At 73.6% G+C, this 13,316-nt stretch carries 9 protein-coding genes; 6 read left to right on the top strand and 3 right to left on the bottom strand.

What is annotated here, in order from left to right; translation table 11 throughout:
• Window positions 1–149 precede the first annotated feature (149 nt).
• Entirely contained in the window at window positions 150–2,147 is a 1,998-nt protein-coding gene (locus tag WMF12_RS31035) for a zinc-ribbon domain-containing protein (RefSeq protein WP_437851197.1), read from the top strand.
• On the top strand, window positions 2,144–3,412 hold the full coding sequence (locus WMF12_RS31030; protein WP_437851195.1) for a hypothetical protein: 1,269 nt from the start codon (window positions 2,144–2,146) through the stop codon (window positions 3,410–3,412). Before WMF12_RS31035 ends, WMF12_RS31030 begins: the two co-directional genes overlap by 4 nt.
• A gap of 91 nt (window positions 3,413–3,503) precedes the next feature.
• Here WMF12_RS31030 and WMF12_RS31025 read toward each other — a convergent pair whose 3' ends face one another.
• Window positions 3,504–5,759, bottom strand: a complete 2,256-nt coding sequence (locus tag WMF12_RS31025; RefSeq protein ID WP_437851193.1) for an alkaline phosphatase D family protein — start codon at window positions 5,757–5,759, stop codon at window positions 3,504–3,506.
• Window positions 5,760–5,984: 225 nt separating this feature from the next.
• On the opposite strand from WMF12_RS31025, the gene WMF12_RS31020 reads away from it, so the two are divergent.
• The 4 genes from WMF12_RS31020 to WMF12_RS31005 all read left to right on the top strand — a co-directional run bounded on the left by WMF12_RS31020 (window position 5,985) and on the right by WMF12_RS31005 (window position 10,312).
• Window positions 5,985–7,418, top strand: coding sequence for a DUF6986 family protein (locus WMF12_RS31020; RefSeq protein ID WP_437851191.1), 1,434 nt, complete (start codon window positions 5,985–5,987; stop codon window positions 7,416–7,418).
• A gap of 56 nt (window positions 7,419–7,474) precedes the next feature.
• Window positions 7,475–7,816, top strand: coding sequence for a hydroxyisourate hydrolase (gene uraH / locus WMF12_RS31015; protein ID WP_437740273.1), 342 nt, complete (start codon window positions 7,475–7,477; stop codon window positions 7,814–7,816).
• 241 nt (window positions 7,817–8,057) lie between these two features.
• A complete protein-coding gene (locus tag WMF12_RS31010) occupies window positions 8,058–9,281 on the top strand; it encodes a formylglycine-generating enzyme family protein (protein WP_437851189.1) in 1,224 nt (407 codons plus the stop codon).
• A gap of 593 nt (window positions 9,282–9,874) precedes the next feature.
• Entirely contained in the window at window positions 9,875–10,312 is a 438-nt protein-coding gene (locus WMF12_RS31005; RefSeq protein ID WP_437740271.1) for a CHRD domain-containing protein, read from the top strand.
• Window positions 10,313–10,409: 97 nt separating this feature from the next.
• Here WMF12_RS31005 and WMF12_RS31000 read toward each other — a convergent pair whose 3' ends face one another.
• Window positions 10,410–11,963 carry an allantoicase gene (locus WMF12_RS31000; RefSeq protein ID WP_437851187.1) on the bottom strand — a complete coding sequence of 518 codons (1,554 nt, stop codon included), beginning with the start codon at window positions 11,961–11,963 and terminating at the stop codon, window positions 10,410–10,412.
• Window positions 11,942–13,297, bottom strand: coding sequence for an allantoinase AllB (allB, locus tag WMF12_RS30995; protein WP_437851185.1), 1,356 nt, complete (start codon window positions 13,295–13,297; stop codon window positions 11,942–11,944). Before allB ends, WMF12_RS31000 begins: the two co-directional genes overlap by 22 nt.
• Between the last annotated feature and the right edge of the window lie 19 nt (window positions 13,298–13,316).

Genomic DNA, 13,316 nt, shown 5'->3' with positions numbered 1-13,316 from the left:
CGCTGTGCGCCCGCTCCGGCGCCGCGGGGGGGCTTCCTCGCGCGCCTCTCGCACGTTTTGCCGGCATTTCCGGCCGCCGGGGAGGCGCCGCGCGCCGGCCGCAGCGCCCGGAGCCTGACCGCGCCGCGGTTCCTCGCTACCATGGCGCCATGCACTGCCCGCACTGCGGGAGACCCGTACCCGAGGGCTCGATCGCGTGCCCGCACTGCGGCGCCGCGCTCGCGCCGCCGGGCGGAGCGGCCGGCTACTACGGCATGAAGCCCGCGGCCCGCACCATGGTCGGCGTCACGCTCCCCGACCTGCTCCGACAGACGCCGTCCGCCCCCGCCGATCCGGGCGGCGCGGGCCCCGGCCAGGCCGCGCTGCCGCCCATGGCCGGCGGGCCGGCCGCCGCCTCGCGCACGATCGTCGGCATGCCCGCCGCGATCTTCGGGGCGGCGCCGGCGCAAGCGCAGGCCGATCCGCGCCTGGCCGGTGGCACGCTCGTCGTCGGGACCCCGGCTTCCGTGGCCCCGGGAGCGCGCCTCGACGCGCCCGCAGCGCCGGCCGCGCCGCTCCACGCTGCGCCGGCCGCGCCGCTCCACGCTGCGCCGGGCGAGCTGCGCCTCGACCACACCGTGCCGATCGCCCCGGGCCTCGCGGCGCCGCGCGCTCCGGTGCCGCTGCCCGCCGTGTCGCGGACGCTGGTCGGCGTCGCCCGGCCGGGCATCGCGCCGCTCGCGCCCGGCGCCCCGGCCGACCCCGAGCCCGATCCCGAGCTCGACGCGCGCTACCAGCCGGCCGGAGAGCTCGGCGCCACGATCACGCCGGCGCGCTTCCGCGCCCCTCCGCTGCAGAACCCGGCGCTCATGCGCCCTCATCGCCTCAAGCAGCGGCTCCCGCCGCCGAAGGGCGAGAGGCGCCCGCGCACGTCGCGTCGGGCCGTCGCCGTCGTCGTCGCGGGCGGCGTGCTCGCGCTCGGCGCGGTCCTGTTCGCGCTCCTCTGGCCGAGCGCGCCCCCGGTGACCGCGCGCGCCCGCGCCGACGCCGGGGGCCGCGAGGTCATCGAGCTCCGGTGCGACAGCTGTCCTGACGGCACCGCGGTCTCCATCGGCGAGGGGCGCGCGATCACCGCCGGCCGCGTCGCGCAGATCCCGCTCGCGAGCCCGCTCTCCGTCGGCGAAAACCGGATGAAGGTCGCCATCGACCGCCCCGGCAGCGGGCGCGACGAGACGGTCGGCGTCTCCATCCACGTCGCCTACCGGATCCGGCCCGACCTCGGCACGCTGCAAGGAGAGCGGCCCTCGATCCAGGTCGTTGTCGAGGCGAGCAAGGGCACGCAGGTGATCCTCGACGGCAAGGAGGTCGCGCTCACGAGCGGCCGGGCCATCGAGTCGATCGACGTCACCGACGCGGTCGCGGGGCCCTCGGACGAGACGAAGACGCTGAGCCGGCAGGTGCCGTACACCGTCACGCCGCCCGACGGCCCGCGCGAGCAGGGCATGGTGAGCGTCGCGGTCGGCATCGTCCCGCTCACCATCGAGTCGCCCGGCCCGAGCGTGGTCATCGACAAGGAGAGCTTCGTCCTCGCCGGGCGCACGGCCCGCGGCGCGCAGATCTTCGCCGGCGCGCACCCGATCGCGGTTCGCCCCGACGGCACCTTCGCGCACGTGATGAACGTCTCGTCCGTGGGCGCGACCCAGTTCGAGGTGCGCGCGAAGATGCAGGGGATGGCGCCGCGCATCGCGAAGCTCGCGGTGCGCCGCGTCGACCGGCTCGACGCCGCCGCGAAGGAGTTCGCCGGCCGCGGTCCGATCGGGTACGCCGAGCTCGCCGCCGGCGGGAAGGACCCCATCGGCAAGCCGATCGCGCTGACCGGCGAGGTCCTCGAGGTGCGCCGGCAGGGATACGCGACGCTGATCCTGCTCTCGATCCCGCCCGCGTCCGGCTGCAAGGAGGGCGGCGCGGCCGCCGCGAGCGCGAGCCCGGGCGCCGCGCCGCGCTCTCCGGAGGCGTGCAAGGTCCGCCTCGTCCATGGCGCCGACAACCCCGCCCAGCGCGGGGACATGCTCACCGCCTACGGCAGCGTCGCGCCGCCGTTCGTCGCGCCGGGCGGCGCCGAGATCCCCGAGGTGCAGGTCGAGTTCACCGTGAAGGGTGGCCGATGAGCGCCGCGCGCACCACGGCGCCCAGCCCGAGAAGGCCGCGTCGCGCCCGGACGGCGGGCCTCGCCGCGGCCGCGCTCCTGCTCTCCGCCGCGGCGCCGCTCGCCTTCGCCGACGCGGTCGACACGAGCCGGCCGCACACGATCGTGGTCGGCGCGCCCCGCGGCTTCGCCCCGAGCGAGCGGCTCGACGCGCGCCGCACGGGCCGCTCCGCCGCGCGGCTGCCCTTCCCGGCGCGCGAGGCGTGGCGAAAGCAGCTCCGCGGCGGGATCGACGCTGCGCCGCTCGCGGACGCCGCGGGCGATCTCCTCCTCACGCTGACGGTCCCCGAGGTCGTCAAGCTCGGCGCGGACGGCCGGGAGCGCTGGCGCGTGCGCATCGGCGACAGCGCGCCGCTCGCGCCCGCCGTGCTCACGAGCGACGGCACCCTCGCGCTGATCACCTCGTCCGGCGTCGCCGTCGGGCTCACGCCCGCGGGGAGCGTGCGCTTCGCCGTCCCCCTCGGCCTCCGGGGGCGCGACGCCGACGTGACGCCCCTCGCGCTCGACGACGGCGGGCTCGTGGCGGCCCTGGGGCGCTCCCTCGTCGAGCTCGCCGCGGACGGGACCGTGCGCGCCCGCGCCGAGATCGCGGATCGCGCGACGGGCGCCTTGCTCGCGGGCCCTGAAGGCACGCTCGTGACCACCGAATCGGGCGCGGTGCTGACCTGGCGTCCACCCGGCGCGCCGAGGCGGCTCGGCTCTCTCGGCGGTGTGCCTCGCCGCGGCGCGGCCCTCGCCGACGCCCGCACGCTGCTCGCGGTCGTCGACGCCCGCCGCCTGGTCGCGCTGGATCTGCCGACAGGGACCGCCGGGGTCCGCGCCGGCGCGGCCTTCAGCGCGCTCGACGGGCCGCCCGCCATCGGCGCCGGGGGCGTGGCCGTGGTCCTGTCGACGACCGGACTGCTCCTCGGGGTCAACGCGTCGGGCGACCTGGCGTTCCGGGTCGCAATCGACAGGCCTCCTCCGGGGTCCCCACCCGCCGACGCCGGGCTCTCCGGCTTCTTCGGCCCGGTGGACGCGAAGCCGAGCCCGCCGGTGGTGATCGATCGCACCGGCCGCGTCGGCTTCGTGCGCGCGGGCGGACGCGCCGGCGTCGTCGAGGCGGACGGCAATGTCTCCATCGCGGCCGAGCGCGTCTGCTCGGCGCCGGTCGCCGTCATCCCTGCCGGCGAGGAGCGGATGGCGATCGCCTGCCGTGACGGCACCGTGGTGATGCTGGCGCGCTAGCGGCAGCCGTCGCTCGCGCCCAGAGCTGCGTGTCGACGGCCGAGCTGGTCGGCGGCGCTGGCCGCCCAGCTCGGCCGATGGATTCTGCGTTCTAGTTCGCGGTGTCCGGGATCCACTGCTTCCAGGTGCCCCCGTCCTCCCAGTACAGCTCGGACTCGGCCGCCCTCGTCTTGTACCGCGCGATCGTGATCTGTTCGTCGAGCGCCGCCGCGCCGGTCTCGTCGTACAGGGGGGCGGCGAGCGCGCCTTCGGGGATCATGTGCATGCTCACGACGAACTCGTCGGCATTCGCCTCGACGATACAGAACCCGTTGCTCGTGGCGTTGCTGAAGGCGAGGTACGGATTGGCCTTCTGCATGCTGTCGTCGATGTCGATGTCCTCCGCCTCCAGGACGTCTTTCAGCGTCGGATGGCTCGCCAGCTGCTTCGTCAGCACCGAGCGGTACGTGGCCGACGAGATCGCGGCGCCGCCGAATTCCACGATCTTGGCCGTGGCGCCCTCCACGGCGGCCGTCCCTGCGAGGAAGGCGCCGAGATCGCCGGTGATCGAAACCACATTGCCCTCGACCGCGGCGAGCATCCCGATGAGCTCGTCCCGTTCCTTGCGGAAGCCGTCCCAGCCGTCACAGCTCAGGTAGAAGTGCCGGGTGAGCGACTCCTGCTCGGGCTCCGCGGGTTGCGTGGTGTGGGCGAGGACGAGCTGTGAAAGGGGGTATTCGTTCCCCCATACCTTCCAGGTGCTCCGGGAGTCCTCCATCGTCTTCTTGAACCAGGCTCTCTGCGCGTCTCCCATGACGACCCCGCGCGCCTCGTCGGCCTTGAGAGCGATCCTCGAGATCGGGTCGAAGGATTCCTTGACGACGAGGTAACGCGATCCGAATGCGCTGTAATAGTCCGTCTTTCCGAGATCGGCGTAGGCGAACCCGACGTCCATGAAGCTCATCTCGCTTGCGCTGATGAGGGGCACCGGCTCGGTCTCGGGCCTCTGCTCGTTCAGCTTCGCGACGATCTCGTTGACGACGCTGGCGCTGATGGGGCGCGGCGACTCGTTCTGAGCGAACCCGAGGAGCGGGTCAAAGCCGAGCAGGGGAGCGGCGATCTCCAGCGCGTCCTTGTATCGAATCAACACGTCGATGTCCTCGATGTAGTGGCTCCTGTAGGGGGCCAACGCCTCGATCTCTGGCTCGTTGAACTCGGCCTCTATGTCCGCCTTCCGCGCGATGACCTTCCCCGGAAAGGCGTCCTCCGGGATCAGGTGATCCGCGCGGTAGGAGCGGAGATCCGTCATCACGAGGTGGACGTGCTTCCCGAACGAGAAGTCCCGGTAGATGGTGATGTCGTCCGGGTACTCGACCGCGCTGTCGTAGCGGAACTCGTCGCCCTTCGGATCATTCGGGTATTCGGCCGGCATGTACTCGAACCAGGCCTGGTTCGCCGCCTTGCGCCGGTACTCGTCCGTCTCCGGCTCTCGGCCGTCCAGATAGGCCGCCGTCGCGCCGTGGCCATCGTCGGAGAACTCGTGATCGCCCCAGACAGCGATCATGGGAAAGAGCTCGTGGACCCGCTGTAGCGCCCGGTCGGACCGGTACGTCTTGTAGAGCTCCCGGTAATTGCTCAGCGACTTGGCCGCGTGGTAGGCCGCGCCCTCCGCCGGCTGGAAGGCGATGGCGCCGTCCACGTCGGAGAAGGAGATGCCGCGCTGCCCCGGGGGGGCCTGGAGGCTCGGGTTCCCGGTCGTCTCGTGGATGTAGCCCCCGAGGTGGACGACGAAGTCGAGCTCCTCTTTCGCCAGGGCCACATAAGCGTTGTAGTAGCGACCGATGTAGTCCTGGCCGGACACGAAGGCGAAGCGCACCGGCACGTCCGCGCCCCGCGCGGGCGCCGTCCGCGTGCGCCCGACGCGCGAGCGGACGCAGCCTTCTCCTGTGATGTAGTAGAAGCGGTAATAGTACGTGGTGCCGGGGCTCAGGCCGTTCACCTTGATCTTGACGCAGTGATCGAACTCCGCCCGGGCGGTCACGCGGAGCTGCGTGCTGCCCGACCCCACCGTGGCCACGTTGTCGGAGCTCGGGTTGAGCACCACGAGCTGCGTGAACCCCTCGTCGAGCGCGACCACGAGCGCCAGGTTGAGATCCGACTGCGGCTGCTTGCTATCGATGAGCCGGGTCCACAGCACGACGCTATCGTGCCGCGGATCGCCGGAGGCCACCGACTGCGGGAAGAACCCGTCATCCTCGTGCGCGTCGCATGCGCCGACGGCGTCACCATCATCGGAGCAGGCAGTCGGCACGACCACCGAACCAGCGGTCACCAGGGTGGCGCGAAGAAAGTCTCGGCGTCTCATCATCGATTCAAGTCCTCCAACGACGGATACACCCCGAGCGCTGCGCGCGCAACGGCGGCGCCGGTGCCCCCGTTGCGCGCGCAGCGCCGCCGCCGCGCGCGGCGCTCCTCGCGTTCGCTCGAGCGGCGCGGGTCGCAGCATGGCGCCTCCTCGCGAGGAGCGCGAGCGCCACTTGACGTGCCGAGTCAGGCGGCATCTCGTGTGCGCCCTACCCGCTGAAGGCACACCATGTTCCAGACGAGCCTCTCCTCCGAAGCGCTGCGCGGCGCGCTCTCGCGCCTCCGCAGCGGGCGTTCTGTCTTCGACCACACGGGCGCGCGCCAGCCGGTCCATATCGTCTACGGCGGCGCCCACCTGTTCAAGGCCGACACGGCCCGGAAGCTCGGGGCGGTGGCCCTCCGCGCCGTCGAGGAGCACGCGCCCGACTTCGCCGTCTTCGCGCGGGCGATCGGCCTGCCGGGGGCCGAGGGGCTCCCGGAGGGGCGCGCCGACGCCCTCGCGCTCGCGGCCGCGATCGAGGCGGGCGGGGGCGCGGCCGAGGGCGCCTCCGGGGCTGCGCGGCTCGCGCACGCGGTGCACGCGCGCGTGCTCGACAAGCTCCGCCGCGAGCCCGTGGAGGACCTGCGCATCGATTTCGAGGACGGTTACGGCGTGCGCCCCGGAAACGAGGAGGACGCGCACGCCGCCGCCGCCGCGCGCGAGGTCGCCCTCGGCATGGCCGCGCGCAGCCTGCCTCCGTTCCTCGGGATCAGGATCAAGCCGCTCGGCGACGGGTGCGCCGAGCGGAGCCTGAGGACGCTCGACGTCTTCTTCTCGGCGCTCATCGCCGCGTCGGGCGGCGCGCTCCCGCACGCCTTCGCGGTGACGCTGCCGAAGGTGGTCGCGCCCGAGCAGGTCGCCGCCCTGGCCGACGCCCTCGACGCGCTCGAGGGCGCGCTGCGGCTGCCGGCCGGCTCGATCCGGATCGAGCTGATGGTCGAGACGCCGGCGTCGATCATCGGCCCGCGCGGGGAGATCGCGCTGCCCGGGCTGGTCGAGGCGGCTCGTGGGCGGTGCGTGGCGGCGCACTTCGGGGCCTATGACTACACCGCGAGCTGCGAGATCACGGCCGCCCATCAGCACCTCGCCCACCCGGCGTGCGACTTCGCGCGGCACGTGATGCAGGTCGCGCTTGCCGGCTCGGGGCTCTGGCTCTCCGACGGCGCGAGCAACCTCCTGCCCGTCGGCCCGCACCGCGCGCGCCCCGGCGGCGCGCCGCTCACGCCGCAGCAGAGCGAGGAGAACCGTCGCGCCGTCGTGGGCGCGTGGCGGCTGAAGTACGGTCAGGTTCGCCGCGCGCTCGAGAGCGGCTACTACCAGGGCTGGGACCTCCACCCCGCGGAGCTGCCGGTCCGCTACGCCGCCACGTACGCGTTCTTCCTGGAGGGCGTCGATGCGGCCGCCGCGCGGCTGCGGAGCTTCGTCGAGCGGGCCGCCCAGGCGACCGTCGCCGGGACGGTGTTCGACGACGCCGCGACGGGGCAGGGCCTCCTGGGCTTCTTCCTGCGCGCGATCGGCGCGGGGGCGATGACGGAGGGCGAGGCGGCGGAGAGGACCGGGCTCACGCCGGACGAGCTCAGGGGCCGATCCTTTCAGGCCATCGTGGCGCGCCGGAGCGCGTGATAGGAGAGCACCGGAATGGCCCGGTTCGCGGAGGGCCCGAGCGGCGAGGAGGACCGATGAGCGCGATCACGACGCATGTGCTGGACACGTCACGGGGCTGCCCGGCGAGCGGCGTGCTCGTGGTGCTGGAGGTCGGCGACGACGGCGCCTACAGGGAGGTCGGACGGGGCACGACCGACGGCGACGGCCGGCAGAAGGGGCTGCTGCCGCCCGGCGAACGGCCCCTCCAGGGCCGCTACCGTCTCACCTTCCACACAGGCGCCTATTACGCGGCGCTCGGATGCGAGAGCTTCTATCCCACGGTGTCGATCCTCTTCGAGATCCGGGACCCGGCGCAGCACCATCACGTCCCGCTGCTGCTCAGCCCTCACGGCTACACCACGTACCGAGGCAGCTGAGCGCGCACCCGCGCGAGAGCGCCGTCCTGCGCGGCGAGCGCGACGCGCGCGCCTGCCGTCCGTGGTGCGCCCGGAGGCGCCGCGAGGTCGACGGTCGGGCGGGGTGAAGGAGGTGTCCCACATGATACGATGGCGGGTGCCCGTCGGTGGGCGACTGTGAGGGTGAACGGTGGGCGCTCTACGGATTCGTTCGGGTGAAGCTCGGGATCGCCGGCGCGGTGCTGGCTGGCTGGCCGTCGCGATGGCCACGCTCGGGCCGGGCTGCGAGCAGAAGGTGCGGAGCTTCGTCGATGGCGACGGCGGCGCTGGCGGCGGAGCAGGTGGTGGGTCGGGCACGGCGGTCGGTGGCGGCGGGGCTGGCAGCGGCGGGGCTGGCAGCAGCGCGACGGGGGGCGGTGCGACCGGCGGCGGTGGCGCGACGGGTGGTGGCGCGACGGGTGGCGGCGAGGCCGGCGGCGCAGCGGCTGGGGGCGGCGAGGCCGGCGGCGGTGACGCAGGCGGGGGCGGGGGGACCCCTGTCGAGTGCTCTCCCGACGAGGCGCGGTGCGCCGGCGATCTCATCGAGGTGTGCGGCAGCGACGGGCGGTGGGGTCTTGCCGGTTGCGCTGGGTGGTGCGGCGCGGGCCGGTGCATCCTGCCGCCGAGCTGCCGCCTGGGCGAGACCGGGGCGGGCGAGACCTGCGGGCCGGATCGGAACCAGCCCTGCTGCGCGAGCCCGCGCGTTCCGGGTGGCCGGTACGACCGGAGCAACGACGCGGCGTATCCGGCGGAGGTGAGCGACCTGCGCCTGGATCGCCACGAGGTCACCGTCGGACGGTTCCGCAAGTTCGTCGAGGCGTATCCCGCGAGCCGACCCGCGGCCGGCGCTGGAGCTCACCCGGCGATCCAGCGGAGCGGCTGGGACGCTGCGTGGGACTCCCGTCTGCCCGCGAGCCAGGCGGCGTTGAGGGATGACCTGAAGTGCAACCCGGGATTGCACTCGTGGACTGACGACGCGGGCGGGAACGAGCTCAAGCCGATCAGCTGCGTGAGCTGGTTCGTCGCGTTCGCCTTCTGCGCCTGGGACGGCGGGCGGCTCCCGACAGAGGCGGAGTGGGACTACGCGTCGGCTGGCGGGAGCGAGCAGCGGGCGTATCCGTGGGGCAACGCGTTTCCGAACTCGACCTACGCCGTGTTCGACATGACGGGCAGCGCCGTCGTCGGATCGAAATCGCCGAGGGGTGATGGTCGGTGGGGGCAGGCCGACCTCGCGGGGAACGTGTGGGAGTGGACCCTGGACTTCGAGGGGACGTACCCCCAGCCGTGCCGTGATTGCGCGAACGTCGAGCGCGGCTCCGCGCGGGTGATCCGCGGCGGCAGCTGGTGGCAGCCTAGACCGGAGGACCTCTCCGCTCGCTTGCGGACCGGCTGGGACCCGACCGATGTGACGGACGCGCTCGGCGTGCGCTGCGCCAGGAAGCTGTAGCGCACGCCGCCCTTCGTGGGGCCGGCGCGCGCCGGGGAACGGGCGAACGGGCGCCGTTCAGGGCGAGATGAGGTAGATGACCGAGAAGGCCACGAGGAGCGTCGTGAACGCGAGCGCGATGAGCTTGGGCATGGTCCAGTCGTCGTTGTCGGTCTTCGAGATCTCTGTGCTCATCGTGTGCCTCCGCCGTGCTCTCCGCGCGCTTCGCGCGCGTCCGTCTCCTGGCAGAAGGCGGACTCGTCGTCAACCCTGAGCCCCCGCCCGCGACGGACCGGGCGTGCTCATGCGGATGCCTCCACCGCTGCTCTGGCCGCGCCCGCGGCCTGTCCGCCCGTGTGGAGCACGGGCCGCCTTGCCACCTCGCGCAGGCGACGCCGATTCCCCGCGTCGTGTGCCGATCCGGGTCCGCTGTCCGCCTCTGTCTCTCTCCAGCGCGCCTCGGCGATCGGGCGAATCGCCGTGTCCGTCGCGGCCTCCTCGCCGCCCCCGCGATCGACCGACGTGCGGGGCGGCTCGCGGCGCGTGGGCGGCGTCGTCTTTGCTCTTCGTGGCGCCCTCGAATCGCACATCCCCGTGATGTGCAGGAGGGAGACATGCAACACCTCACGATGCTCGCGCTGGGCGCCGGCCTCCTCGCGACGGCGCTGGCGCGCGCGGCGTTGCCTGAGCGCCCGGTCCGCTCGCTCACGGCGGCGCTCACGGGGCAAGACGAAGTGCCCGGCCCCGGCGACCCGAAGGGGAGCGGCACGGCCCGCGTCACGCTCGATCTCGACCGCGGCGAGGTCTGCTTCGACCTCGCGGTGGCCGGCATCGCGCCGGCGACCGCGGCGCGCATCCACGAGGGCTCCGCCGGCCGCGCGGGCCGCGGGATCATCACGCTGATGCCGCCGACAGGCGGCAGCTCCAGCGGCTGCGTGAGCGCGGCCCGCGACGATCTGAGCGCGTTGCTCGGTGATCCGGAGAGGTATTATGTCGCCGTGCGCACCGCCGATTTCCCCGACGGCGCGCTGCGAGGCCAGCTCTCGCGCTGAGCGCCCCACGCTCGGACACCCGATCGCCCGGACACCCGACGCGCCGGCGCTCCCCTCGCCCGACGCGCTCCCTCCTCGAGGGCCGCGCCCCGGGGCTCTATCCGCCCCACAGGAGCTTCTTCAGCCGGATCGCCGTGATCTTTCGCTGCTCGTCCGCGGCGATGGGCAGCTCCTGCTCCGGCGTGTGCTCGATCCGCGCGCGCAGCGCCGCCAGCATCTCGTCCGCGCTCTTCCCTGTGGCGCAGACGATGTAGATGAACCCGAACTTCTCGTCATAGACGCGGTTCAAGCGCGCGAGCGCCTCCCGCGTATCCACCGCCGCGGCGCTCATCCCCGCCTGTTCCTGGCTGGAGAAGCGCCTCGCCGTCGCGCTTGCCTCCGCGGCCTCCGCCTGCGGCCTGGTCTCTCCGATGCGGGGGTGCGCGCGGAACGCCTCGAGCCAGTCCTCCGGCGCGAGCCGCGCAAAGGCCTGCGCCGCCGCCGCGGAGAGGTGCTCCTCGTCGCGGAACGGCCGCGCCGCCGCCATCTGCGACGCCCACGCCGACGAGCCGCACGCCACGCGGAGCTCCGCCTCGGCCTCCGGCTCCGTGAGCGCGTTGAGCCAGCGGAGCCGCTGCTCGGCCGCCCCGCTCCGGGTCGCCTTGCCGAAGATCCGGAGCCGGCTCACGCCGCCGTCAGGATAGATGTTCAGGCGCACGTGCGTGAACGGCCCCGTCGCGCGGAGCTCCTCCTCGAAGAGATGGCGCGTGTGCGCCTGGAGCTTCGTCCGCGGCACGATCTCCCGCCACTCGCCCGCGCCGGCGAGCTCCGCCGCGGGGCGCCCCGCCGCGTCGATCCCCTCGATCATGCAGCTGTCGGGGTAATTGCCCTTGAAGTGGTTCGTGTCGACCTCGATCCGCGCGATCTCGCCCTCAGCCGCGAGCGCCACGAGCGCCCAGTCGTACCCGGGCCCCCTCCGGCGCCGCGTCTCCCAGCCGTCTCCCATGTTCGCCGCCCGGCCGGGCATGATGAGGTTGTGGCGCACCCCGAAGAACATGTCGCTGCACGAGAGCACGCGCCCGCCGTTCTCCGCGGCCGCGAGGTCGATCTCCGCGCCCGGGCGGCCCTGCCGGTGGACGTCGGGGAGGGCGTCGCCGTGCACCCGGAGCCGCGCCACGCCGCCATCCGGGTAGATGTTCAGGCGGAGGTGCGTGAACCGCGAAGAGCTGCTCAGCTCGAACGCGTTCTGCGAGTCGCCGGCCAGCGGCGAGCGCGGCAGGATCTCGACCCAGTGCGTCCGTGGGTCGAGCAAGTCCTCGACCCGCGCGTCGGGCCGCGCCGCGCACGCCTCGATGGAGCAGTGCTCGGGGTAATTGCCCCGGAAGAACGCCGTATCGACGATGACCCCGCGGAGGATCCCTGGCAGCCCCAGCCGGACGAGGCACCAGTCGAAGCCGGGAGTCCGGCGCCTGCGCGTCTCCCAGCCATCCATCCACTTCCCGCGATCGGTGTACTCGTGCTCAAGGAACACCGCTTTCCCTGCCTTGAGCAGGTTCTCCTTCGGCGCGAAGAACTCGTCGTTCGCCGCGAGCACCGCGCCGCCCAGGCGCTCCGAGGCCAGATCGAGCGCCTCCGCGAACGCCGGCCCCGTCACCCCTCTCGCTTCAGCCATCGCCCTCTCGCCTCCGCGGGGAAGCTCCCGCGCTCATGGACCTTCTCGCCGCGAAGGTAGGTGGCCTCCACGACGCCGTGGAGCTCCTCCCCGGCGTACGGCGTCACCTTGTGCCGGTGCTGGAGGGTCGGCGGCTCGACCCGGAAGCTGGCGTCGGGATCCCAGAGCACCAGATCGGCGTCGAACCCGCGCGCGATCTCCCCCTTGCGGCGCAATCCGGCGAGCCTCGCGGGCCCGCGGCACAGCCAGTCCGCGAGCCGCTCGAGCGGGATGCCCCGGCGGCGGGCGTCGGTCCAGACGATCGACAGGCCGAGCTGCAGGCTCGAGATCCCGCCCCAGGCGGCGTCGAAGTCGCCGGCTTCGAGCCGCTTGAGCTCGGGGGTGCACGGGGAGTGATCGGAGACGACGAAATCGATGAGGCCTCCCGCGAGCGCGGCCCAGAGCTCCTCGCGGTTCTGCCGCTCCCGGATCGGCGGAGCGCACTTGAAGGGCGTCGCGCCGTCCGGGATCTCCTCGGCGGCGAAGTGCAGGTAGTGCGGCGTCGTCTCGGCCGACAGCGCGGCGCCGCCGTCGCGCGCCCGCCGCAGGATGTCGAGCGCCGTGGCCGACGAGAGGTGGACCACGTGCGCCGCCGCGCCCGTCGCCTGGCAGAGCGACGCGAGCAGGGCGATGGCCTGGTCCTCCGCCTCTCGCGGGCGCGAGCGCAGGTAGGCGGCGTACGTGCGCGGATCCAGGCCGGCGATCGCCGCGCGCGCCGCGTCGATGGGGCCGGGGAGCTCGGCGTGCACGAGCAGCGGCGCCCCCGTGCCCGCGAGCACCTCGAGCGCGGCCCTGAGGTCCGCCTCGGCGACGTGGCCGAACTCCGCCACGCCCGAGTCGACCATGAAGCACTTGAAGCCGAGCGCGCCGGCCTCGAGCAGCGGGACCAGCTCTCCCGCGTTGCCCGGGACGGCGCCGCCCCAGAAGCCCACGTCGACGAGGCACCGGCCCTCCGCCGCGCGCGCCTTCTTCTCGAGGTGCGCGACCGTGGTCGTCGGCGGGATGCTGTTGAGGGGCATGTCGACGAGCGACGTGACGCCGCCCGCGGCCGCGGCGCGCGTCGCCGTCTCGAAGCCCTCCCATTCGGTCCGCCCGGGCTCGTTGATGTGCACGTGTGCATCGACCAGCCCGGGCATCACCACCGCGCCCTGAGCGTCCACGACGGGGCAGCCCTCCGGCAGCTCGTCGTAGCCGGCGACGGAGACGATGGTGCCGCCCTGGATGTGCACCGAGGCTGGCCGCACGGCGCCCCCGGTGACCACCCGCAACCCGCGAACGATGAGGTCCGGCGTCATCAGGGACGCGATCGTACCA

The sequence above is a fragment of the Sorangium sp. So ce363 genome (assembly GCF_051520435.1).
GTDB lineage: Bacteria > Myxococcota_A > Polyangia > Polyangiales > Polyangiaceae > Sorangium > Sorangium cellulosum_B.
Note: the sequence above shows the minus strand (reverse complement) of the source record. Positions and strands in the feature narration are given on the sequence as shown.

Bases quoted from the DNA above. Each gene is read 5' to 3' on its own strand.
- WMF12_RS31035 (WP_437851197.1), top strand. From the start codon at position 150: ATGCACTGCCCGCACTGCGGGAGACCCGTACCCGAGGGCTCGATCGCG.
- WMF12_RS31030 (WP_437851195.1), top strand. From the start codon at position 2,144: ATGAGCGCCGCGCGCACCACGGCGCCCAGCCCGAGAAGGCCGCGTCGC.
- WMF12_RS31025 (WP_437851193.1), bottom strand. From the start codon at position 5,759: ATGATGAGACGCCGAGACTTTCTTCGCGCCACCCTGGTGACCGCTGGT.
- WMF12_RS31020 (WP_437851191.1), top strand. From the start codon at position 5,985: ATGTTCCAGACGAGCCTCTCCTCCGAAGCGCTGCGCGGCGCGCTCTCG.
- uraH (WP_437740273.1), top strand. From the start codon at position 7,475: ATGAGCGCGATCACGACGCATGTGCTGGACACGTCACGGGGCTGCCCG.
- WMF12_RS31010 (WP_437851189.1), top strand. From the start codon at position 8,058: ATGGCCACGCTCGGGCCGGGCTGCGAGCAGAAGGTGCGGAGCTTCGTC.
- WMF12_RS31005 (WP_437740271.1), top strand. From the start codon at position 9,875: ATGCAACACCTCACGATGCTCGCGCTGGGCGCCGGCCTCCTCGCGACG.
- WMF12_RS31000 (WP_437851187.1), bottom strand. From the start codon at position 11,963: ATGGCTGAAGCGAGAGGGGTGACGGGGCCGGCGTTCGCGGAGGCGCTC.
- allB (WP_437851185.1), bottom strand. From the start codon at position 13,297: ATGACGCCGGACCTCATCGTTCGCGGGTTGCGGGTGGTCACCGGGGGC.